Here is an 18,177-nt window from a genome sequence, read left to right on the forward strand (position 1 = left end):
GGAAACCGGACTGTCCGGAGCCCACGACCAGGCCGCCCCGTGCTCGAGCCGGCTAGGTGAGGGCGACTGGCGGCAACGTTTTTGGCCACTCCGCGGGCGATTGTGAGCCTCAAGACACGCCGTTTGTTCACGGGACGCATGGAAGACCCATGCATGAATATGCCGATAATCGGAATGCCTGAGGCCGCTACTCGAAACGGTTCATCTTCGGCCAGCAGGTCTCCAGTTTGGCCAGCGCCGCATCGATCCACGATCCGACGTGCCCGCTTCCACTGGTAATGATATCGACCTTGTCGCCATCAATCTGAAGCTCGACGGTCAGTCTGTACGTCGTCCCGTCGCCAACAATGATAGTGTCTGTTTTCGGGGAGAGCGCCGGAAGGTGAAGGCTTCGAATGCCCTCCGCGACGGATGAGATGGCGGGGCACCTGGTGCTGTTGCTGATTTTATCTCCTCGCTTGGCCCAGTAGACGATCGTTCCATCCGGATTGACGATTAACGTCCCAATTGCGCCAGTCGCGGGAGGGCCGCGCCGCGCGACAGAACGTGAAAATTCAGCCCATGGATTGGACGTGCCGGCTTCATCGCCTGACGGTACTCCGGCCGACGCAATCGATGCGGAAAGCAAAATCACGGAGATCATTGTTGAGACATATCATCTGGAGACTTCCTCTTCGTGAACAGCGAGAGATGCGACGGTCACTGTAATGAGCGCCAACGACTCGTCTGCACCTGTGTCACTCAGCGCCAACATTTTAGACATTCAGCGCTCCAAAGCGGCTCCCTGAAACCTGCCGATCATTCATATTACCGGTGCGGTGGTGGGAGCGACTTGCTTTGGGACAAACCCGTCGTTCGCGAGCACGATCTCGAAAGTCAGCTAAAGAGAAAATCGGACGATCACGAGAGGTCCGCTTCGGCGCCAATACAAGCAAGCGCAGCAAGCAGGATGGCTGACCAACCACGACACCGGCAGCCTGCCAAGGCGTTGCCGTCACCCGTCGATCTTTCTAAGTTCTTGCGACGAGTGCTGCGGCGACTCTGCTCACCGGCCGTCATAGTTTTTCACATGACTGCCGGGCATTCCGGGAACGAGAGAACATGAGCCAATCGACGATGTACGATCCCAAATTCGACGCCGGCTTGTGGCTCTCCTCGGTGGTCGACAATTCCGGCGATGCCATCCTCAGCAAGACCCTCGACGGCATTATCACCAGCTGGAATGCCGGAGCGGAGAGACTGTTCGGTTTCACCGCGAACGAGGCGATCGGCCAACCCATCACGCTGATCATCCCCGAAGACCGGCTCCATGAGGAAGCGGACATCATCAGCAAGCTGCGGGCCGGCGAACGCATCGACCGGTTCGAGACGGTGCGCCGCCGCAGTGATGGCGCGTCCGTGCATATCGAAGTCACCATCTCGCCGGTGCGCAACGCCGCGGGCGCGATCATCGGGCGTCAAAGATCGCGCGCGATATCGGCGAGCGTCTGTGTCATGCCGAGGACCAGCGGCTGCTGGTCCGCGAGATGCATCACCGCATCAAGAACCTGCTGTCTATCGTGCAGGGCCTCGTCAGCGTCGGCCGGCGACGGGCCGAAGACGTCGATGACTTCGCCGACGACCTGAGCAGCCGGATTACGGCGCTCGGCGCCGCACAGCAACTCGTCCTTGGGCTTCCGGGCGAAGAGCAGCCCGGTGCGGCGCTGAGCGAGGTCATCGGTGCGGTACTGGAGCCCTATCGCGACGACGGTCAGGTCACCGTCGCGCAGTGCGACGCACCTGTGGGCGCGCGTGCTTCGACCTCACTCGCGCTGCTACTGCACGAACTCGCCACCAACGCCGTGAAATATGGTGCTCTCTCCAATCCCGACGGTCGGCTCGTGGTCGACATCTCTACAATGGAAGCGAACGTCACCATCGCGTGGCGCGAACGCGGTGGAAGCGAAGACAATGGCGATCGGGGGTTCGGGACAGAGCTGATGCGCGCGGCGCTGCATGGGCTCGGTGGTACGATCGAACAGGCGTGGCAGGACGGCGAACGGGTCGTGACGATCTGCCTCGCGCGCGACCAGCTCACCAACTGACCACCGCAGTCAGTCGAGCCCGAGCTTCGCCTTGAGCGCGTCGATGCGCTTTGATGCCTCGGCCTTGCTGAGATCGGCAGGCGGCGGCGCTTCGCCCGCCTCCTCGCACAGCGTCGTCAGATAGGAGCCCTGCGCCCCGGTCATCGGATCATCGCCGGACACCCAGTCTTCGGGATTCTTTTCGGTGTTCGAGCCGGGATGCTCGTCGAGCTTGGGATTGTGCAGCTGTTTGGTCATGGCGATCTCATGTTCCTATATTGTTCCTCTTCAGAACGGAGACATGAACCGTCGGTTCCCGTACCGGCATCCGCGACGAAGCGAGGAAGCAAATTTGCGGGTTGGTCGTTCTCGCAGAATGCGGGGGCGAGTGTTCAGGAGACCAGCGATGCCGCAGGGCGACAAGTCGAGCTACACGGACAAGCAGAAGCGCAAGGCCGAGCATATCGAGGAAGGCTATGAGGACCGCGGTGTCGGCAAGAAGGAAGCCGAACGCCGTGCGTGGGCGACGGTGAACAAGGAATCCGGTGGCGGCAACAAATCCGGATCGGGCCGCGGCAAGCCCGAGAACCACAGCGCGTCGCGCAAGGGTGGTGGCAAGATCGGTTCGTCCCAGAGCCACGAGAAAAGGTCGGCCGCCGCAAAGAAAGGCTGGGAAACCCGCCGCAGGCAAGCGCGCGGCTAGACCTTCGCGATCGCCCTAGTCGTCAGCCTTCAGGCCGGCATACCAGTCGGCATAGGGACCGGTGCGCGCCATGTGGCGGTTGAGATCTGGCGCACCGTCGCTCCACCAGACCGGACCACGCTCGCCCAAGGCGCGTTTCGCCACGTCGACATCGGCGTGGGCTGCATCCTCGGTCGCCATGTCGCCGGCCCTTCTGGCCTGCGCGACCGCGCGCCGGGCCGCCATCAGTTGCCGGACCAGCCGCTCGCGCTTGTCCGGTTCGAGCGTGGGATTAGACATGCGCCAAAGCCGACCGCGCACGACGAAATATCGTCCATCAGGCGTGACGGGATGGTGTCCGGCCTTGGCCGGCGATGATCGTTCGTTCGCGATGCTAACTTCCACCAATGCTCTCGCGAAACCCTCTCCGCATCGACGGCGTTCCTCAACCGGACAGGAGTGACGGTGATGACCGCGAAGACTTTCAAACCCAATCTGAGGATGGCGTCAGCGGCCCGGCGCGGCCTGCGCCTGCGCGAGAAGTTCAACCGGGGCGGCACGCAGGTCGGTGTCGATCGCGCGCACCAACTCGCCGAGCAGCGGGACCTGAGCGAAGCGGATGTGAAGTCGATGCACAGCTTCTTCGCGCGCCATGCGGTCGACAAGGACACGAAAACGCACAAGTGGAACTCCGACGGTGATCCGTCCGCCGGCTTCATCGCCTGGCTGCTGTGGGGCGGCGATGCCGGCAAGCGCTGGGCGGACGCCAAGGCCCGCAGTCTCGAAACGTCCAGCCGATAATCGCAGGAGAGATGGCATGAAGCTTTATTATTCACCGGGCGCGTGCAGCCTCGCCGACCATATCGCGCTCATCGAGAGCGGCCTGGCGTTCGAGACAGAGCAGGTCGATCTGAAGTCCAAGACCACGGCAAGCAGCAAGGACTATACGACCATCAATCCCAAGGGCTATGTACCCGCGCTCGCGCTCGATGACAGCGGCGTTCTCACCGAGAATATCGCGATCCTGAGCTATATCGCCGACAAGGCGGGCAAGCTGATGCCGATAGGCGACCTTGGCCGCTTTCGCACCCTCGAAGCGCTCGCCTATATCTCGACCGAGCTACACAAGGGTTTCAAGCCGTTCTTCATGCCCGGCAGCAGCGAAGAAGAAAAGTCCGCCGCGAAAGAGACGCTGACCAAGCGCTTGTCCCTGTTCGAACAGGCCTTGGCATCGCAGCAGTTCGTGCTAGGCGATGGCTTCACGGTCGCCGACTGCTACCTGTTCGTGATGCTGTTCTGGGCCAAGACAAAGGTCGGGCTGGATATCGCTCCAAGCCTGTCAGCCTATTATGACCGACTGGTAGCGCGTGACAGCGTGGCCAAGGCCCTCGCTGACGAAGGCCTTGGTTGAAGCGTCTTATTCAGCCGTTAACGATCGTCCCGCCATTGGGATGCAGCACTTGCCCCGACATATAGATTGAGTCCTGGCAGGCGAGGAACAGGAAGGCGGGCGCGACCTCATTGGGCTGGCCCGGCCGTCCCATCGGGGTCTGCTCGCCGAATGTCTCCAGCTTCTCCGGGCTGGCCCCGCCACAGGGATTGAGCGGGGTCCAGATCGGCCCAGGCGCGACGGCATTCACGCGGATGCCATGCTCTATCAGGTTTTCGCTGAGTGAGCGCGTGAACGCGGTGATCGCGCCTTTGGTCGAGCTGTAATCAAGCAGTTCCTTCGATCCCTGGTACATGGTGACCGAGGTGCAGTTGACGATCGCCGCGCCGGATTTGAGGTGCGGCCGCGCCGCCTGCACGAGGAAGAACATCCCGAAGATGTTGGTTTGGAAGGTGCGGCGAAGCTGCTCCTCGGTGATGTCGGTGATGTCCTTGTCGGGATGCTGTTCGCCGGCATTGTTGACGACGATGTCGATCTTCCCGAACGCCTCGACCGTCCGGGCCACGATCTCGTCGGCGAAGTCGCGCTCGCCGATGTCGCCGCGGATCGTGATCGCCTTGCGACCTTCCGCCTCGACGATCCGCTTGGTTTCCGCAGCATCGTCATCCTCCAGCAGATATACGATCGCGATGTCGGCGCCCTCGCGCGCGTAGAGCGCCGCGACTGCGCGGCCGATGCCGCTGTCCGCGCCCGTGATGATCGCGACCTTGCCCGCGAGACGATCGGAACCCTTGTACCGCGGCTGCCACTCCGGCTTGGGTTCAAGCTTGCTCTCGTGGCCGGGCAGCTTGTCTTCGTGGATCATTTCGGTGGTCTCGGTCATCGCGCTGTCTCCTTTGCCATGAAGAACCCTTTCCCGGCCGAAGAGTTCTCATGGAGCACAGACGGCTGATCGCACCTCCAGCGGCGCCCGACACGCGAAGGAGAGATGCGATGCCCCTCAAAGCCCTTGCCATCAACTGCACCCTCAAGGCCGATGCGAGCGAGGAGAGTTCGACCGACGCCATGATCGCGGTGCTCGAGAAGGCATTCGCCAAGCATGATGTGACGATCAGCGAGACAGTGCGGGTCGCCGCGCTCGACATAAAGCCGGGCGTCACCTCCGACGAAGGCGATGGCGACGAATGGCCCGGCTTGCGGACCAAGATCCTCGCGCACGACATCCTGATCTTCGGCGGCCCGATCTGGATGGGCCAGATCGGTAGCGTCGCCAAACGCGTGCTCGAACGCATGGATGCCTTTCTCAGCGAGACCGACAATGCCGGCCGGATGCCGAGCTATGGCAAGGTCGCGGTCGCTGCGATCGTCGGCAACGAGGATGGCGCGCATTTCTCCTCCGCCCAGCTTTTCCAGTCGCTGAACGATGTCGGCTGGACCATTCCAGCGGTTGCCGCCTGCTATTGGGTCGGCGAGGCGATGGGCTCGGTCGACTTCAAGGATATGAAGGCAACGCCCGACAAGGTTACCGAGACCGCGAAGATGGTCGCCGGCAATGCCGCGCACTTGGCTGGATTGCTTAAGGCGAACCCATATCCATGAGCGCGTTCCAAGCCGGTTTTGGCGCAAGCTGCCATTCCCGGCGCTTCGTCAGAACGGCGTAAGATGGTCGGGACCAGCCGCTTTCGTGACATGGCTGTCGTTCCACGGCTTAAAATGACTTTCTGAAACCTGCCCTTCGTTCATCGGACCATTGAGAGTGTGTGGACGGCCGGAAGTGGGAAGATGCAGCCTGCAATCAGTGGTATGGCGGCCTAGCGGCTGGCGGGATGGCCGATGCGATCCAACATTCGAATGCAAAGGAGATCCCCATGGCAGACTATCGCAAGACATCCGATGCCATCGCCGCGCTATCGCCCGAGCAGTATCACATCACCCAGGAAAGCGGCACCGAGCGGCCGGGGACCGGGCAATACCTGTATAACAAGGAGCCGGGCATTTACGTCGACATCGTCTCTGGCGAGCCGCTGTTCGCCTCGTCCGACAAGTACGAATCCGGCTGCGGCTGGCCGAGCTTCACCAAACCCATCGAGCCGGCCAACGTGGCCGAGCTGCGCGACGCGTCGCTCGGCATGGTTCGCACCGAAGTGCGCTCGGCGCACGGCGACAGCCATCTCGGCCATGTCTTCGACGACGGTCCGCGCGATCGCGGCGGGTTGCGCTATTGCATCAACTCGGCGTCGCTGCGCTTTGTCCACCGCGACGACATGGAAGCCCAGGGCTACGGCGCCTACCTGCCGCAGGTCGAGGAGGTCGGCTGACCCGAGGCGCGCTTGCGCACGCGGCCGTTGAATTCGCGCTTGCCGAGCGGAACGCCCTTCATGCGCAGGATGTCGTAGGCGGTCGTCGCGTGGAAATAGAAATTCGGTTGCGAGAACGAGAGCAGGAAGTCCTCGGCTGCGAAGTCCATCGTGTGCTCGCCGAAGGCGAAGCGCATGTCGCAGCCGATGAAACCTTCGACCTCGTCCGGCTCGATCGCTTCCAGCTTGGCGATGGTTTCGGCGATCCGCTCGCGCAAGCCCTCGAAACTGGCCGGCGGCGTGAACATGTCGGGCGCGAACACGCCCTGGCGCACGCCTTCGATCGCGCCGATCGAATGGCGTGCAGTCGATCTCACTTGATAGGCGAAAGGCAGCATGTCGTCGGCGAGCCTTGCCTGGATCAGGTCTTCGGGCGCCAGTCCGGCATCGGCGCAGAAACTTTCGGCCTTCCCGATCAGCCGCGACACGGATCCCAGGATTTGCAGGTAGGACGGGATGATCGCGGCGTAGAGCGTGAAGGCCATTTCCTTACCCTGGTCAGCCCTTCCAGCGCGCTGGAAACAGGCGGCGCAGCGCTTCGACCTTCGGCCGATCGTTGACGACGATATAGGGGTAAGCGGGATTGCGAGCCATGAAATCCTGGTGGTGCTCTTCGGCCGGATAGAACGCCTTGCCCGTCTCGATCCGCGTCGCGATCGGCCGGGCGAAGGTGCGCGCGGCGGTCAGCTGAGCAATATAGGCCTGCGCGACCCGTTGCTGGCCGGTCGAAGTCGGGAACAGCGCGGTACGATACTGCGTGCCGGTGTTCGGCCCCTGCCGGTTGACTTGCGTCGGGTCGGCCACGACCGAGAAGTAGATCCGCAATAGATCGGCATAGTTGACCTGCGCGGGATCAAACACGATCCGCACCGATTCCGCATGGCCCGTGGTTCCGCCGGACACGATCTCGTAATTCGCCGTGGAAGCCGCGCCGCCGGCATAGCCTGAGGTCGCGCTGATCACGCCCTTTACGTGGCTGAAAACGCCCTCGACGCCCCAGAAGCATCCACCGGCGAAAACCGCCGTCTCGCGGTGACCGACTACCGGCTCGGTAACGGCGGCGGCCGGCGTGAGCACCGCGCGCTCGGCCGCGCTGCCGGGGGCCGTCCCGTAAACCAGCGCGGCTCCGACGAGGAGGACGGCGGCGATCGGTGCGATACGGTTCATGGGCAGATTCCTTGAAAAGCTGTTGCTCGAAATACGTTCGAACGGCGGCACCGGTTACAGCGCCCGCCGCAAAAACGCCGGTGCTCCGGTATGTGTGAGGATGGCGCCGGACCGCGGATCCGCACGGTCCGGCGCCAAGCTGGATTTACATCTTGGGCATGAGCACGCCGTCCACGACGTGAACGACGCCGTTGGACTGCATCACGTCGGCCTGGCTGACCATCGCCATGCTGCCGCCCATGCCGGCGATCTTCACGTTGCTGCCGTCCATCGTCAGCGTAAGAGGCTCGCCTTCGACCGTGGACAGCATCGCCTTGCCGCCGCCGGCCTTGATCTTGGCCATCAGGTCGGCCGCGGTCATCTTGCCGGATACGACGTGATAGGTGAGGACCTTCTTCAGGCTGTCTTTCATGCCGGGCTTCATCAGCCCGTCGAGCGCGGCCTGGTCGACCTTGCCGAAAGCCTCGTTGGTCGGCGCGAAAACCGTGAACGGGCCGGGACCGGACAGGGTGTCGACCAGGCCGGCCTGCTTCAGGGCGCTCACCAGCGTCGTGAGGTTCGGCGCGGCCGAGGCGTTGGCGGCGATCGGCTTGTTCGGGAACATCTCGGCGCCGCCGACCATCGGATGGGCCATCGATGCCTCGGCCATCGGCTCAGCGGCGGCGTCCTCGGGCGCCATGGTATCGCGCGCGGTCGGCTCGGTAGTCGAACCGCAGCCGGTGAGGGCGAGGACGGCCGCTCCGGCCAGGAGCAAGTTCATGGTGCGCATATCGGTCATCCTTTTATGTTCTTCATTCACTGGCGGGTGAAGTCGTGTGGGAGCGCCCCGGTTTGACAGCTTCGATGAGCCGGCCGGGTCGTCCGCGGGAAGCTACGAAGGCACCCGGCGAAAAGCTTCAAACCGCCTGCGATTCTTTCCGACGCTTCGCGGCGACGCCGCCACAGATTGTTCTTCGCATCGTCGAAATCCGATTGTGTGGGCCGGGACAGGCCCTATTCGTGCGGCATGGGGAGATCGGAAGACAATCTGTCGGGCGGGTCGGGCGATGCCGCGCGCGTCCGCCTGACGGAAGCGCTCGTCGGGACCGGGGAAGAGGACCGTTCGGCCTTCCAGCGCGTCTATGCGCTGACCTCGGCGAAGCTTTTTGGTATCTGCTTTCGTATCTGCGGAGATCGCCAAGCCGCGGAGGATGTGTTGCATGAAGTCTATCTGACGATCTGGAAGCGCGCAGGCAGCTTCCAGCCCGGCCGGGCCAGCCCTATCACCTGGCTCGCGACGGTCGCGCGCAACCGGGCGATCGACTGGCGCCGTGCAAACCCCGCGCGCCGGACCGGTCCGTTCGAGTGGGCCGATGATATTGCCGATGGCGGCATCGCGGCCGACGACGCGATCATCGCCGGCGAAAGCGATCGGCGTCTGCACCTCTGCCTCGACTCGCTCGACGCCAACCAGCGGAGCGCCATCCGCGCGGCATTCTTCGACGGGCTGACCTATGCCGAACTGGCCCAGCGCAAGGAGGTGCCGCTCGGCACGATGAAGAGCTGGGTGCGGCGAGGGCTTGCCCGGCTCAAGGACTGCCTCGACGATGACTGACGCCGAAGAAGATATCACCGCCGCCGAATTGGCGCTGGGTGTCCTCGACGGCGAGGAACGCGCGGCCGCCATGCGCCGTGTGCTGGCCGAACCCGGCTTCGCGCGCGAGGTCGAGCGCTGGCGCGAGCATTTCGGCGGGCTGTTCGCGCAGTGGCCCGAGGAGGAGCCGCCCGCCCATCTCGGCGGACGAGTCCAGGCATCTGTATCACCCGCCGGCGCCCCACGCCGCTTCTGGCCGGCGCTCGCTATGGCGGCGAGCGCGATCGCGGCCGTCCTCGCCGGCATTATCGTCTTCCGGCCGGCGCAGGTCGCACCACCGGTTATCCCAATGCAGAGCGCCGCGCCGACATTGGTCGCGAGCCTTGCTCCCGCCAAACCGGGAACCACGCCCGTCCCCGCTTTTTACGATTCCGGGCGGCACGAGATATACGTGGCTGCGGCCGCGCTCGTACCTTCGGGGCGGAGCGCCGAGCTCTGGCTGATCCCGGCCGACGGCGTCCCGCGTTCGCTCGGCGTGCTGGCCGGCGGAACCCGAACCTCGGTGAAGCTGAGCTCCGAACAGCGCGCGCTCGTTGACGCGAACGCGGTGCTGGCCGTCACCGACGAGCCTTTGGGCGGATCGCCCAGCGGCAAGCCGACCGGCCCCGTCGTCGCCAGCGGAAGTTTAATTCCGGTCTGACGCATCCGCGCCGAAGGGAACTCCGTATCTCTCCGCGGGTGGAAACTCAGGAGAATACGATGCCTTCGATCCGCAAGACAATTTTCGCGCTCGCCGCGGCCTCCATGGCCGTCGCTGGCACCGCCGCGATCGCCAAGAATCCCATGGTCGGCGGGGCCGCGATGTACCCGACCAAGACCATCGTCGAGAACGCTGTGAACTCGCGCGACCACACCACGCTCGTTGCCGCGGTCAAGGCGGCCGGTCTGGTCGACACCCTGTCGGGCACCGGGCCTTTCACCGTCTTCGCGCCGACCAACATGGCCTTTGGCAAGCTGCCCGCCGGCACGGTGGACACGCTGGTCAAGCCCGAGAACAAGGCGATGCTCACCTCGATCCTGACCTACCACGTGGTCCCGGGCAGCATCACCGCGCAGGATATCGCCTCCAACGCCAAGGCCCACGGCGGCACCGCGACCTACACCACGGTCCAGGGCGGCACGCTGACTTTCAGCAAGTCGGGCATGGGCTGGATGGTGATGGACGCCAAGGGCGGCCACGCGATGATCACCACGGCCAACGTCATGCAGTCCAACGGCGTGATCCACGTGATCGACACCGTCCTGATGCCGTAACCGAAACCTCCCAGGACCGCGAAAACACGATACCCATAGATCCGCGGTCCTCACTGGTCCCCTTCCCGACAAGGAAGGGGACCTTTTGTCGGGTTGGATTCAGCTGAGGGGCACTCCCGGCCAAGGCTCCCACCCATCACTCGCCGCATCGCCACGGCAAGCAGGTTGCCCCCGGCATGCAAAATAGGAGGACTTGCAGATGAAACTCACACTAATTCCCGCCGCTATCGCGACAACCGTCGTGTTTGTCGCCGGCCCGGCGCTGGCACAGGACGCGGCGCAGGACACTGCGATGCATTTCGACGGACTCTATGTCTCGGGCATCGTCGGCGCCACAGCTCAGAACAATGATGGCGGCGAAGGCGTGGTGTTCGATAACGGCCGGAACGGCAGCTTTGGCGACGTCGTGCGCACCGCCGCCGGCGCCGATGCCTTCAGTCCCGGCTTCTGCAATGGGGTTGCGCTCGGCAACAACCCCGGCGCGGGCTGCCGCAAGGACCGGAACAACATCGAGTACGGCGGCCGCATCGGCTACGACATGCGCATGGGCGAAAACTTCGTCGTGGGCGGCCTGTTCGAAGTGAGCCGCAACAAATCGCGCGACGGCGTCTCGGCGTTCAGCACGACGCCGGCGAGCTATTCGTTCGACCGGCAGCTCGACAACGCGCTCTCGCTGCGCGCCCGCGCTGGTTACACGCCGGGCGGCGGGATCCTGTTCTACGCCACGGGCGGCGCGAGCTATGCGAAGATCGACCACGATTTCGCCACGACCAACACCGCCAACAGCTTCACCGAAGTGCGCGACGAGAAGCGCGTCTGGGGCTGGCAGGCCGGAGGCGGCGGTGAGGTCATGCTCACCGACAACATCAGCCTCGGCCTCGAGTATCTCTACAACCGCTATCGCGACAACAAATATGCCGTCGCCGTCGGCCAGGGAACTGCACCTGCCACCAATCCCTTCGTGCTGGCGGGCGGCGTGAACATGCGCCCGTCCGACACGCGCTACGATTTCCATTCCTTGCGGGCGACCGTCAGCTTCCAGTTTTGAGAGGCGCCGACGTAGCGAACGATATTTGCGGGCGGTTCTCATGGAGGGCCGTCCGTTTTCGCCAACTTAGCGGCCATTCGACTGGCACTTCCACTTCACCAAAAGCTGCGGTTCATTCATCTGCGAGCGTGAGATAGGCTGCGGCCTGAAATGCCCGGTGTATCGGCGGGCCGCTCGGATCCTCGAACGCGCGCTGCGTCAGCAGAATTGCGGTCAGGTCCGCGGCCGGATCGCTGAACCAGGACGTGCCCAGTCCGCCCGACCAGCCGATCGCGCCGGCCCTGGGGCTCTCGGCTCCCGCATCTTTTACGACCGAAAGGCCGTAACCCCAGCCATGCCCTTCGCCGAGGATCATCGCCCCGCCCTTGCGTTGGGCAGCGGTGAGATGGTCGGTCATCATCGCCGCCACCGAGGCTTCGGACAGGATCGTCCTGCCGTCGTGCTTGCCCCCCGACAGCATCATCCGCGCGAAGACGAGAAAGTCGTCGACCGTCGAGACCAGCCCCGCGTCGCCGGCTTCGAAGGCCGGCGGACGCCCCCAGTCGCTTGCGGCCGGATCGTCGTAGCAGATGAGGTCCGCGGCCGGGCCGCTGTAGGCCGGCACGAGGCGGCCCTGCCTGGCGGGAGGAGTCCAGAAGCCGGTATCAGCCATGCCGAGCGGTGCGAATATCCGCTCGTCCATGAAGCGCGACAGCGGCATGCCGGCGACACGCGCGACGAGCACGCCCTGCACGTTCGCCCCCGCGGTGTAGAGCCATTGCTCGCCCGGCTGCGCCATCAGCGGCAGGCTGCCGAGCCCCCGCATCCAGGCGCCGTTATCCAGCGGGGATGCCGGATCGGGCGGACCGAAGCCCATCAGGCCCAGCCGCTCGATCTCGCGCTGGATCGGATAGGTTCCCGGCGGGGCCATGACGAGGCCAAGGCCCAGCCGGAAGCTCAGGACGTCCTCGACCGTGATCGGCCGAGCGGCCGGCACGGTATCGTCGAGCTGGGCATCGAGGCTCCGGAGCACGCGCCGGTCGGCGAGTTCGGGCAGCCAGCGCTCGACCGGATCGCTCAACGCTATCAGACCACCGTCGATCAGCATCATCACCGCAGCGGCCGTGACGGGCTTGGTCATCGAGGCGATGCGGAAAATGGCGTCGCGCGTCATCGGTTCACCGCCGCCGATCGCCGTGGTCCCGACCGCCATGACATGCGTTTCGCCGCGGCGATGCACCAGGCCTACCGCGCCGGGCGCCGCATCGCTGGCGACATGGCGCGCGATCGTGTCGTGCAGCGCAGCGAGGCCGCCGGCACTGAAAGCTTGTCCGCTCATCGGTCTTCTTTCCTATTCGAGCGCCGGGCCGCAAAGTATCTGCATCGTGTGCGCCGCGATGGCCGCCCGGCTCAGCGGAGCGTTCTGTCCACCTACGCTCAATGCGAGGGCGGGGATCGCCAGCAGGCTGGCCGCCGCCGGCACGATCCAACGCGCCGCACCCAGCCGCCGCCACGATCCCGCTATGCCGGCCGCGATCATGGCCAGCAGGCCGCAGCACAGCATCAGCCGGCTCCCGCGGCGGCGATTTCGCGGGTACGGCCGTCGTCGGGATAGTTATCGTGCCGTTTCACCCAGTCGCTGAGATTGCCGCCGGCGCCTTCGTCGCGTCCCTTCGGCACCATGTCGATCCAGCCATAGGCCGGCAGCGTCGTCTCGTTGCCGCGGGCGTAGCTAGAGTAGGTGTGATAGATCGCGCCGTCCTCGCCCAGCGCGAAGACGCTGGCGCCGGGCAGTTCGTCGATCTCGGGATCGGGCTGATCCGCGAAATTGTAGAAGATGCCGTTCCGCCGCTGCTCCTCGGTGAAGGAGACGTGGAAATCGAAATTGAAGTCGCTCGCCGCCGAAGATACCCAGCGGAAACTCCAGCCCATCCGCTTGCGGTAGGCTTCCAGCTTCGTGATCGGCGCGCGCGACACGGCGACCCAGCTGACGTCCTTGTGCTCGAAGTGCTGGCGGGCGCCGTCGACCTGGTCGGACAGGAACGAGCAGCCCGTGCAGCCTTCCTGCCATTCGGACGCGAACATGAAATGATAGACGATGAGCTGGCTGCGGCCGTCGAACAGCTCGGCAAGCGTGACGGGGCCGTCGGCGCCCTCGAACACATAGTCCTTGTCGAGCCGGACCCAGGGCAGGGCCCGGCGTTTGGCGGAAATCCGGTCGCGCTCATGCGTCCAGGCCTTTTCCTCCGCGAGCAGCGCGCGCGATGCCTCGAGCCATTCGGCCCGCGATACGATCTCATGCTTCATCGTCGGTCTCCTCACTTGCGAAATGGCGCACCAGCTTGCCGAGCGCGCCGGTCCAGCCCTCCTCGTGGCTGGCGCGCGATGCTTCGTTTGCGAGCATGGCGTGGGTGAAGGTCAGCTCGGTGCCGGTCTCGATGGGCTTGAGGTCGATCTCGACGCGCGAGACGGCGCCGTTCTCCTCGGGCTCGCCGCCCGTGGTCCAGCACCAGCTCATCACCAGCCGCCGGGGCTCATCGACCTCGAGATATTCGCCTTCGCTCTGATGCTCGCTGCCGTCGAGCATGCGGAACCGCACCTTGAAGCGGCCGCCGACGCGCACGTCGGTCTCGGCGAGCAGTACCGGTCCAGCGTCCGGGCCCCACCAGCAAGCGATCCCGTCCGGCTCGGTGAGGGCCGCGAACACGATCGACGGACGCGCTGCGATCCGGCGCACCAGGGTAAGGCTCGTCATTCATCCTTCTCCTTTGCTTCGGCTCCGCCAGTTTCGATCGCGCGTGCCTTCGCCTCCTGAGCCTCGGCAAAGGCGGCGAGCCTGTCGAGGCTGGCCGACCAGAAGCGTTCGTAACGGCTGAGCCAGCGCATCGCTTCCTCCATCGGTTCGGGTGCGAGCCGGATCGAGACGGTGCGGCCCTCCTTGGACCGCGTGATCAGGCCTGCATCGCCGAGCACGTCGAGATGCTTCATCACCGCGGGCATCTTGATCGCGAAGGGCCGCGCCAGTTCGGTGATCGAGAGCGCGTCCTCTTGTTCCAGCCGCGCCAGGATCGCCCGGCGGGTAGGATCGACGAGTGCCGCGAATGTACGGTCGAGACTTGATTCCGGTAACTTCACCATATAGTGAAGTATTGAGAATCGCGGAGCCGCTGTCAAGGGCCGACCTTCAGGCGGCCAGCGGCCGAGCAGCGGAAGGAGAACGGACATGCTGCGCAAGGTTGCCTTCACGATGTACCCGGTCACCGACATGGCGGCGGCGCGCGCCTTCTACGAAGGTCCGCTCGGCCTCCTGACCGCAAGCTCGCCCACTACGCCGTGGGTCGAGTATGATCTGCCCGGTGGCGGATGCTTCGCGATCACGACGGTCCTTTCGGATGCGCCTAGCGCTTCTGCCGGCGGAACTATCGCCTTCGAGGTGGAGGACATTGAGGCGCTCGTCGCCCGGCTGCGGTCGAGCGGAGTCCGGCTTGCCGGCGAGGCACTAATCAAAGGGCCGCACTGCTGGATGATGACCTGCTTCGACCCGGACGGAAATTCGGTGCTGCTGCACCAGCTCGACCACGACCACGTGAACTGAAGGGATGCCGATCGATGAGCAATGATCTGACCATCTGGACGTTGGACTGGGTGCCCGAGGGACCCCGCGGCTTCGTGCGCGATCTGCGGCTGCGCTGGGCCTGCGAGGAAGCCGGGCTTGCCTATACCGTGCGGACGGTGCCGTTCGAGGGACGCGAGACCAATCACCTGTCGCGTCAGCCTTTCGGCCAGGTGCCCTATCTGGACGACGGTGAACTGAAGATGTTCGAAAGCGGTGCAGGGCTGCTGCATCTCGCCCGCAAGAGCGAAAACCTGATGCCGCGCGATCCGGCGGGCGAGGCGGAAACGCTGCAGTGGATCATCGCCGCGCTCAACTCGGTCGAGATGGTCACCGTGCCCTGGTGGTTCCTCGGCCTGTCGGGCGTCAAGGACAATGGGCTCGACGGCTGGGTGCAAAGCCGCCTCGATCATCTCGAGACGGTCCTGAGCGAGCGGGAGTGGCTGGCTGCGGATCGTTTCACCGCTGCGGATCTCCTGACGGCGGATATTCTGCGCATCCCGAAAGTCCGGTCCTATGGCGATCGGCCAGCCACTGAAAGATACGTGGCCCGGATGACCGATCGTCCGTCGTTCAGGAAGGCGCACTTCGATCAACTGGCGCATTTCGCCGCGGCCGATGCGCAAAGATCCGTCGCAGGCTGACGATAGAGGGCGCGGTTCCAGGAACTCTGCGTCAGCGAGATCAATAAGGCCCGGACAAGACCATCTGTCCGGGCGCCGGGTTGGGTCAGGCGAAATTTGTATTTGGCTGGTGTGACAATGTCATAAAATGATTGTTAGCGCTGATCCTCAATGACGCTTGGAAAGGAGTGGGAATGATCACCGTTTGGGGCGGACAGACCTCCCGATCGATGCGAGTCGTCTGGGTGCTGGAGGAGATGGGACTTCCCTACCACGTGCGGCAGGTCGACATGCTTGCAGGAGAGCAGGACCCCGAGTTCCTGGCGGTAAACCCCGCCGACTACATTCCGGCGATTCAGGATGGTGATGTCGCCATGGTCGAATCTATTGCGATCATGGAATATCTGATGGCACGGTACGGGCCGACGCCGCTGGCACCCGCGCCGCACGATCCGAACTTCGCCGCCTATCAGCAGTTCCTGCATCTGGGCGAAGCCGGCCTCGCGACCCTGATGATGCCTGTCGTCGTCAGCCGCTTCCTCGCACCAGAGGCCGAGCGGGAGAACTGGGGCGCGTCGTGGTGCCTGCAGTCATTTCAGAAGCGGCTTCGGCTGGTCAGGGGGCGGCTTGCCAGCTCGCCCTATCTCGCGGGCGAAGCATTCACTGCCGCCGACATTTCGGTGACGTACGCCTTGAACTTGGGGCAAAGAAACTGCGGCATCGCTCTGGGCGACGTCGAACGAGCCTACCTTGATCGCACCATGGGACGCGATGCATACAAGCGTGCGATCGAGCGTTCGCATGAAGGCGTGATCACATAAGCTCCGCCTGCCGAAAGTGGTATCCGTCTCCGCGACGTAGCCGCCGTTCGAGCGGCCTCCCGAACACCCTGAGAGCTGCCGTTCATTCACTCGGCCAAGGAAGGGCAGCGGGGGCGGGCAGGCGGCCTGTGAGAGGCTGAGCTCGAAATCGGTCTTCAGCCCTCGTCGGGAGCGGCTGGACATGGCGGAGCGAGCGCTTCGAGTCGAACGATCTTCTCGTCTCCGTAATATGGACTGATGACAAAGCTTACGCGCACGCGGCTCGTGGAGTGAACTAGGCCATCCCTCGCCTGGACGGCATGATAGTACGGCAGTGCCTGTCCTTGGCCGTAGTCGAACCCGTGACCGGCCACGCTCCAATGCTCGTGTCCGGAGGTCGTCTTTGAGCCAGTAGGGGAACCCGGGTGAAACGATTGCAGGCAGCCTTCCAGCACGGAGTAATGTCCTTGCTTGACCAGTTCTCGAACTTGCAAGACGTCGCGGGCATCGAAAAAGAGAAGGGTGCCGGAGCCGATAATCCACAACGGAGCGAAGACGCATAAATATTTGCGCCATCTCCAATGCAGGCGAACCGCTAAGGTCGTCATCGTCGCAAGTACGATGCCTGCCCCCACGAACACGGCGTAGAAGCCATAGTCAGGTCGGATGAGGTCTGGACTAACGATCAAGTCGAACGTGGGCGGCACGGTTCGGAGGGTGGCACAGTTTGATGATGTCTGCAATTTTGCTATCACCGGGAACTTCGGATTTCGGAAATTTTGGCGTCAGATGCCAAGCCAGTCCAATCCTCCGGGAAGGTCATCAGCGGAATAGTCGATCTGCAGAACACGACGATGCCCGGCCATCGCAGTCGCTTCAGATGCATGCAGAATGGGAGTCGCGTAAGCCCAAATGTCTCCGGCTTTAGCCAGGCATGCGAACGACCCGAACTGCTGAACCACGACGGCATAGTCCTCAACCGGCACCGCTCCCGCGAGGTGAGAGCCAGGCGCAATCAGCAGCGGCGAGTTTTCCGCCGGCACGTCATCAAGATGGACACGAAGCGTCACCATCCGTGAGAGAAGCTCATAGGGCGGCGCTACATGGTTCATCCCGCGTTTGATTGTCCAAGGGCCATAGCCATCAACTTCGCGCCTCTGCTTCACGCAGATAGTGCGATCCTGATGCCAGGCCAGCGACCAATTCGTCGATGCTGTCTTGTCGAACAAGATCGCGCGGGCAGCGAGGCACGGTCGCGCCAGCAGTCCGTGGGCAACGCGCCCAATGGTGCCGCGAGGGCCTAACATTGCCGAGAGTGCTAAATTGCCATGGATGCGAACACCTGCCTGATTGGTTGGCAGTTCGGCAATCGCTGTGCCAATCTCTTGCAATGCGCCCAGCGCAGCCGCAGGAAAATGTTGGGCGCCATCCACCGCTAGGTTGAGATCTGATGCGAGTGCGCCTGCTGCCATGGGGGCGCTTTTAGATGGTACGCCCTGGTGTGAGCAATGTCCGGATTTGTTGCCCTTTGAGAAGTGCTGGACGGCCGTAATGTGGGTGGCAGCGGC

Annotated in this window: 28 protein-coding genes; 14 read left to right on the plus strand and 14 right to left on the minus strand. The window is 63.9% G+C overall.

The window, feature by feature from the left end; genetic code table 11:
• Positions 1-187 precede the first annotated feature (187 nt).
• On the minus strand, positions 188-643 hold the full coding sequence (locus WG901_RS23255; RefSeq protein WP_339589529.1) for a hypothetical protein: 456 nt from the start codon (positions 641-643) through the stop codon (positions 188-190).
• A 458-nt stretch (positions 644-1,101) separates the two neighbouring features.
• Between WG901_RS23255 and WG901_RS23260 the strand changes: the two genes are divergently transcribed.
• Both WG901_RS23260 and WG901_RS23265 read left to right on the plus strand, forming a co-directional pair.
• A complete protein-coding gene (locus tag WG901_RS23260) occupies positions 1,102-1,626 on the plus strand; it encodes a PAS domain-containing protein (protein ID WP_339589530.1) in 525 nt (174 codons plus the stop codon).
• Positions 1,527-2,084, plus strand: a complete 558-nt coding sequence (locus tag WG901_RS23265) for a sensor histidine kinase (RefSeq protein WP_339589531.1) — start codon at positions 1,527-1,529, stop codon at positions 2,082-2,084. The genes WG901_RS23260 and WG901_RS23265 overlap by 100 nt, the downstream gene beginning before the upstream one ends.
• Positions 2,085-2,093: 9 nt before the next feature.
• Here the strand turns inward: WG901_RS23265 and WG901_RS23270 are convergent, their stop codons facing one another.
• On the minus strand, positions 2,094-2,321 hold the full coding sequence (locus WG901_RS23270; protein ID WP_339589532.1) for a DUF3072 domain-containing protein: 228 nt from the start codon (positions 2,319-2,321) through the stop codon (positions 2,094-2,096).
• Between the two features lie 148 nt (positions 2,322-2,469).
• On the opposite strand from WG901_RS23270, the gene WG901_RS23275 reads away from it, so the two are divergent.
• A complete protein-coding gene (locus WG901_RS23275) occupies positions 2,470-2,766 on the plus strand; it encodes a plasmid stabilization protein (protein WP_339589533.1) in 297 nt (98 codons plus the stop codon).
• Between the two features lie 15 nt (positions 2,767-2,781).
• On the opposite strand, the gene WG901_RS23280 is transcribed toward WG901_RS23275, so the two are convergent.
• Positions 2,782-3,045, minus strand: coding sequence for a hypothetical protein (locus WG901_RS23280; protein ID WP_339589534.1), 264 nt, complete (start codon positions 3,043-3,045; stop codon positions 2,782-2,784).
• Positions 3,046-3,213: 168 nt separating this feature from the next.
• On the opposite strand from WG901_RS23280, the gene WG901_RS23285 reads away from it, so the two are divergent.
• Complete coding sequence (locus WG901_RS23285; protein WP_339589535.1) at positions 3,214-3,546, plus strand: hypothetical protein; 333 nt, start codon at positions 3,214-3,216, stop codon at positions 3,544-3,546.
• A 16-nt stretch (positions 3,547-3,562) separates the two neighbouring features.
• Positions 3,563-4,156 (plus strand): glutathione transferase GstA, encoded by a 594-nt coding sequence (gene gstA, locus WG901_RS23290; protein WP_339589536.1) that lies wholly within the window; start codon positions 3,563-3,565, stop codon positions 4,154-4,156.
• Positions 4,157-4,166: 10 nt separating this feature from the next.
• On the opposite strand, the gene WG901_RS23295 is transcribed toward gstA, so the two are convergent.
• Positions 4,167-5,018 (minus strand): SDR family oxidoreductase, encoded by an 852-nt coding sequence (locus WG901_RS23295; RefSeq protein WP_339589537.1) that lies wholly within the window; start codon positions 5,016-5,018, stop codon positions 4,167-4,169.
• A gap of 110 nt (positions 5,019-5,128) precedes the next feature.
• Here WG901_RS23295 and WG901_RS23300 point away from each other — a divergent pair, with 110 nt between their 5' ends.
• Both WG901_RS23300 and msrB read left to right on the plus strand, forming a co-directional pair.
• Positions 5,129-5,734 carry a flavodoxin family protein gene (locus tag WG901_RS23300; protein ID WP_339589538.1) on the plus strand — a complete coding sequence of 202 codons (606 nt, stop codon included), beginning with the start codon at positions 5,129-5,131 and terminating at the stop codon, positions 5,732-5,734.
• A gap of 269 nt (positions 5,735-6,003) precedes the next feature.
• Entirely contained in the window at positions 6,004-6,453 is a 450-nt protein-coding gene (msrB, locus tag WG901_RS23305) for a peptide-methionine (R)-S-oxide reductase MsrB (protein WP_339589539.1), read from the plus strand.
• Here msrB and WG901_RS23310 read toward each other — a convergent pair.
• The 3 genes from WG901_RS23310 to WG901_RS23320 form a co-directional block, all read right to left on the minus strand.
• Positions 6,423-6,977, minus strand: coding sequence for a DUF1993 domain-containing protein (locus tag WG901_RS23310; protein ID WP_339589540.1), 555 nt, complete (start codon positions 6,975-6,977; stop codon positions 6,423-6,425). The genes msrB and WG901_RS23310 overlap by 31 nt on opposite strands.
• Before the next feature lie 13 nt (positions 6,978-6,990).
• Positions 6,991-7,659 carry a peptide-methionine (S)-S-oxide reductase MsrA gene (gene msrA, locus WG901_RS23315; protein WP_339589597.1) on the minus strand — a complete coding sequence of 223 codons (669 nt, stop codon included), beginning with the start codon at positions 7,657-7,659 and terminating at the stop codon, positions 6,991-6,993.
• Between the two features lie 145 nt (positions 7,660-7,804).
• Positions 7,805-8,428 (minus strand): fasciclin domain-containing protein, encoded by a 624-nt coding sequence (locus WG901_RS23320; RefSeq protein ID WP_417603996.1) that lies wholly within the window; start codon positions 8,426-8,428, stop codon positions 7,805-7,807.
• A 237-nt stretch (positions 8,429-8,665) separates the two neighbouring features.
• Here WG901_RS23320 and WG901_RS23325 point away from each other — a divergent pair, with 237 nt between their 5' ends.
• From WG901_RS23325 to WG901_RS23340, 4 genes are all read left to right on the plus strand, one after another.
• On the plus strand, positions 8,666-9,253 hold the full coding sequence (locus tag WG901_RS23325; protein ID WP_339589542.1) for a sigma-70 family RNA polymerase sigma factor: 588 nt from the start codon (positions 8,666-8,668) through the stop codon (positions 9,251-9,253).
• The gene (locus WG901_RS23330; protein WP_339589543.1) at positions 9,246-9,932 is read left to right on the plus strand and encodes an anti-sigma factor; all 687 of its coding nucleotides are present in this window, start codon (positions 9,246-9,248) and stop codon (positions 9,930-9,932) included. The genes WG901_RS23325 and WG901_RS23330 overlap by 8 nt, the downstream gene beginning before the upstream one ends.
• Positions 9,933-10,036: 104 nt before the next feature.
• Positions 10,037-10,546, plus strand: a complete 510-nt coding sequence (locus WG901_RS23335) for a fasciclin domain-containing protein (RefSeq protein ID WP_339589598.1) — start codon at positions 10,037-10,039, stop codon at positions 10,544-10,546.
• A gap of 199 nt (positions 10,547-10,745) precedes the next feature.
• Positions 10,746-11,594, plus strand: coding sequence for an outer membrane protein (locus tag WG901_RS23340; RefSeq protein ID WP_339589544.1), 849 nt, complete (start codon positions 10,746-10,748; stop codon positions 11,592-11,594).
• Between the two features lie 112 nt (positions 11,595-11,706).
• Here the strand turns inward: WG901_RS23340 and WG901_RS23345 are convergent, their stop codons facing one another.
• Genes WG901_RS23345 through WG901_RS23365 form a run of 5 tightly spaced genes read right to left on the minus strand, consistent with a single transcriptional unit; the run spans position 11,707 to position 14,711 of the window.
• Positions 11,707-12,912, minus strand: a complete 1,206-nt coding sequence (locus WG901_RS23345) for a serine hydrolase domain-containing protein (protein WP_339589545.1) — start codon at positions 12,910-12,912, stop codon at positions 11,707-11,709.
• A gap of 12 nt (positions 12,913-12,924) precedes the next feature.
• Entirely contained in the window at positions 12,925-13,137 is a 213-nt protein-coding gene (locus WG901_RS23350) for a hypothetical protein (protein ID WP_339589546.1), read from the minus strand.
• Positions 13,137-13,880 (minus strand): DUF899 domain-containing protein, encoded by a 744-nt coding sequence (locus tag WG901_RS23355; protein ID WP_339589547.1) that lies wholly within the window; start codon positions 13,878-13,880, stop codon positions 13,137-13,139. The genes WG901_RS23350 and WG901_RS23355 overlap by 1 nt, the downstream gene beginning before the upstream one ends.
• Positions 13,870-14,328, minus strand: coding sequence for an SRPBCC family protein (locus WG901_RS23360; RefSeq protein ID WP_339589548.1), 459 nt, complete (start codon positions 14,326-14,328; stop codon positions 13,870-13,872). Before WG901_RS23360 ends, WG901_RS23355 begins: the two co-directional genes overlap by 11 nt.
• The gene (locus WG901_RS23365) at positions 14,325-14,711 is read right to left on the minus strand and encodes an ArsR/SmtB family transcription factor (protein ID WP_339589549.1); all 387 of its coding nucleotides are present in this window, start codon (positions 14,709-14,711) and stop codon (positions 14,325-14,327) included. Before WG901_RS23365 ends, WG901_RS23360 begins: the two co-directional genes overlap by 4 nt.
• An 85-nt stretch (positions 14,712-14,796) precedes the next feature.
• Between WG901_RS23365 and WG901_RS23370 the strand changes: the two genes are divergently transcribed.
• From WG901_RS23370 to WG901_RS23380, 3 genes are all read left to right on the plus strand, one after another.
• Positions 14,797-15,168 (plus strand): VOC family protein, encoded by a 372-nt coding sequence (locus tag WG901_RS23370; protein ID WP_339589550.1) that lies wholly within the window; start codon positions 14,797-14,799, stop codon positions 15,166-15,168.
• Between the two features lie 14 nt (positions 15,169-15,182).
• On the plus strand, positions 15,183-15,830 hold the full coding sequence (locus WG901_RS23375; protein ID WP_339589551.1) for a glutathione S-transferase family protein: 648 nt from the start codon (positions 15,183-15,185) through the stop codon (positions 15,828-15,830).
• A 173-nt stretch (positions 15,831-16,003) separates the two neighbouring features.
• Complete coding sequence (locus WG901_RS23380) at positions 16,004-16,630, plus strand: glutathione S-transferase family protein (RefSeq protein WP_339589552.1); 627 nt, start codon at positions 16,004-16,006, stop codon at positions 16,628-16,630.
• A gap of 155 nt (positions 16,631-16,785) precedes the next feature.
• Here WG901_RS23380 and WG901_RS23385 read toward each other — a convergent pair whose 3' ends face one another.
• Both WG901_RS23385 and WG901_RS23390 read right to left on the minus strand, forming a co-directional pair.
• The gene (locus WG901_RS23385) at positions 16,786-17,316 is read right to left on the minus strand and encodes a hypothetical protein (protein ID WP_339589553.1); all 531 of its coding nucleotides are present in this window, start codon (positions 17,314-17,316) and stop codon (positions 16,786-16,788) included.
• A gap of 78 nt (positions 17,317-17,394) precedes the next feature.
• On the minus strand, positions 17,395-18,081 hold the full coding sequence (locus WG901_RS23390; protein WP_339589554.1) for a phytanoyl-CoA dioxygenase family protein: 687 nt from the start codon (positions 18,079-18,081) through the stop codon (positions 17,395-17,397).
• Positions 18,082-18,177 lie beyond the last annotated feature (96 nt).

The organism is Novosphingobium anseongense (assembly GCF_037482895.1).
In the GTDB taxonomy this organism is placed as follows: domain Bacteria; phylum Pseudomonadota; class Alphaproteobacteria; order Sphingomonadales; family Sphingomonadaceae; genus Novosphingobium; species Novosphingobium anseongense.

Excerpts from the sequence above, each read along its gene's own strand:
- WG901_RS23300 (WP_339589538.1), top strand. The coding sequence starts at position 5,129 with ATGCCCCTCAAAGCCCTTGCCATCAACTGCACCCTCAAGGCCGATGCG.
- WG901_RS23285 (WP_339589535.1), top strand. The coding sequence starts at position 3,214 with ATGACCGCGAAGACTTTCAAACCCAATCTGAGGATGGCGTCAGCGGCC.
- gstA (WP_339589536.1), top strand. The coding sequence starts at position 3,563 with ATGAAGCTTTATTATTCACCGGGCGCGTGCAGCCTCGCCGACCATATC.
- WG901_RS23345 (WP_339589545.1), bottom strand. The coding sequence starts at position 12,912 with ATGAGCGGACAAGCTTTCAGTGCCGGCGGCCTCGCTGCGCTGCACGAC.
- WG901_RS23350 (WP_339589546.1), bottom strand. The coding sequence starts at position 13,137 with ATGCTGTGCTGCGGCCTGCTGGCCATGATCGCGGCCGGCATAGCGGGA.
- WG901_RS23390 (WP_339589554.1), bottom strand. The coding sequence starts at position 18,081 with ATGGCAGCAGGCGCACTCGCATCAGATCTCAACCTAGCGGTGGATGGC.
- WG901_RS23275 (WP_339589533.1), top strand. The coding sequence starts at position 2,470 with ATGCCGCAGGGCGACAAGTCGAGCTACACGGACAAGCAGAAGCGCAAG.
- WG901_RS23375 (WP_339589551.1), top strand. The coding sequence starts at position 15,183 with ATGAGCAATGATCTGACCATCTGGACGTTGGACTGGGTGCCCGAGGGA.
- WG901_RS23380 (WP_339589552.1), top strand. The coding sequence starts at position 16,004 with ATGATCACCGTTTGGGGCGGACAGACCTCCCGATCGATGCGAGTCGTC.
- WG901_RS23325 (WP_339589542.1), top strand. The coding sequence starts at position 8,666 with ATGGGGAGATCGGAAGACAATCTGTCGGGCGGGTCGGGCGATGCCGCG.
- WG901_RS23330 (WP_339589543.1), top strand. The coding sequence starts at position 9,246 with ATGACTGACGCCGAAGAAGATATCACCGCCGCCGAATTGGCGCTGGGT.
- WG901_RS23270 (WP_339589532.1), bottom strand. The coding sequence starts at position 2,321 with ATGACCAAACAGCTGCACAATCCCAAGCTCGACGAGCATCCCGGCTCG.
- WG901_RS23295 (WP_339589537.1), bottom strand. The coding sequence starts at position 5,018 with ATGACCGAGACCACCGAAATGATCCACGAAGACAAGCTGCCCGGCCAC.
- WG901_RS23310 (WP_339589540.1), bottom strand. The coding sequence starts at position 6,977 with ATGGCCTTCACGCTCTACGCCGCGATCATCCCGTCCTACCTGCAAATC.
- WG901_RS23340 (WP_339589544.1), top strand. The coding sequence starts at position 10,746 with ATGAAACTCACACTAATTCCCGCCGCTATCGCGACAACCGTCGTGTTT.
- WG901_RS23260 (WP_339589530.1), top strand. The coding sequence starts at position 1,102 with ATGAGCCAATCGACGATGTACGATCCCAAATTCGACGCCGGCTTGTGG.
- WG901_RS23365 (WP_339589549.1), bottom strand. The coding sequence starts at position 14,711 with ATGGTGAAGTTACCGGAATCAAGTCTCGACCGTACATTCGCGGCACTC.
- WG901_RS23370 (WP_339589550.1), top strand. The coding sequence starts at position 14,797 with ATGCTGCGCAAGGTTGCCTTCACGATGTACCCGGTCACCGACATGGCG.
- WG901_RS23265 (WP_339589531.1), top strand. The coding sequence starts at position 1,527 with ATGCATCACCGCATCAAGAACCTGCTGTCTATCGTGCAGGGCCTCGTC.
- WG901_RS23335 (WP_339589598.1), top strand. The coding sequence starts at position 10,037 with ATGGCCGTCGCTGGCACCGCCGCGATCGCCAAGAATCCCATGGTCGGC.
- WG901_RS23255 (WP_339589529.1), bottom strand. The coding sequence starts at position 643 with ATGATCTCCGTGATTTTGCTTTCCGCATCGATTGCGTCGGCCGGAGTA.
- WG901_RS23355 (WP_339589547.1), bottom strand. The coding sequence starts at position 13,880 with ATGAAGCATGAGATCGTATCGCGGGCCGAATGGCTCGAGGCATCGCGC.
- msrA (WP_339589597.1), bottom strand. The coding sequence starts at position 7,659 with ATGAACCGTATCGCACCGATCGCCGCCGTCCTCCTCGTCGGAGCCGCG.
- WG901_RS23280 (WP_339589534.1), bottom strand. The coding sequence starts at position 3,045 with ATGTCTAATCCCACGCTCGAACCGGACAAGCGCGAGCGGCTGGTCCGG.
- msrB (WP_339589539.1), top strand. The coding sequence starts at position 6,004 with ATGGCAGACTATCGCAAGACATCCGATGCCATCGCCGCGCTATCGCCC.
- WG901_RS23320 (WP_417603996.1), bottom strand. The coding sequence starts at position 8,428 with ATGCGCACCATGAACTTGCTCCTGGCCGGAGCGGCCGTCCTCGCCCTC.
- WG901_RS23360 (WP_339589548.1), bottom strand. The coding sequence starts at position 14,328 with ATGACGAGCCTTACCCTGGTGCGCCGGATCGCAGCGCGTCCGTCGATC.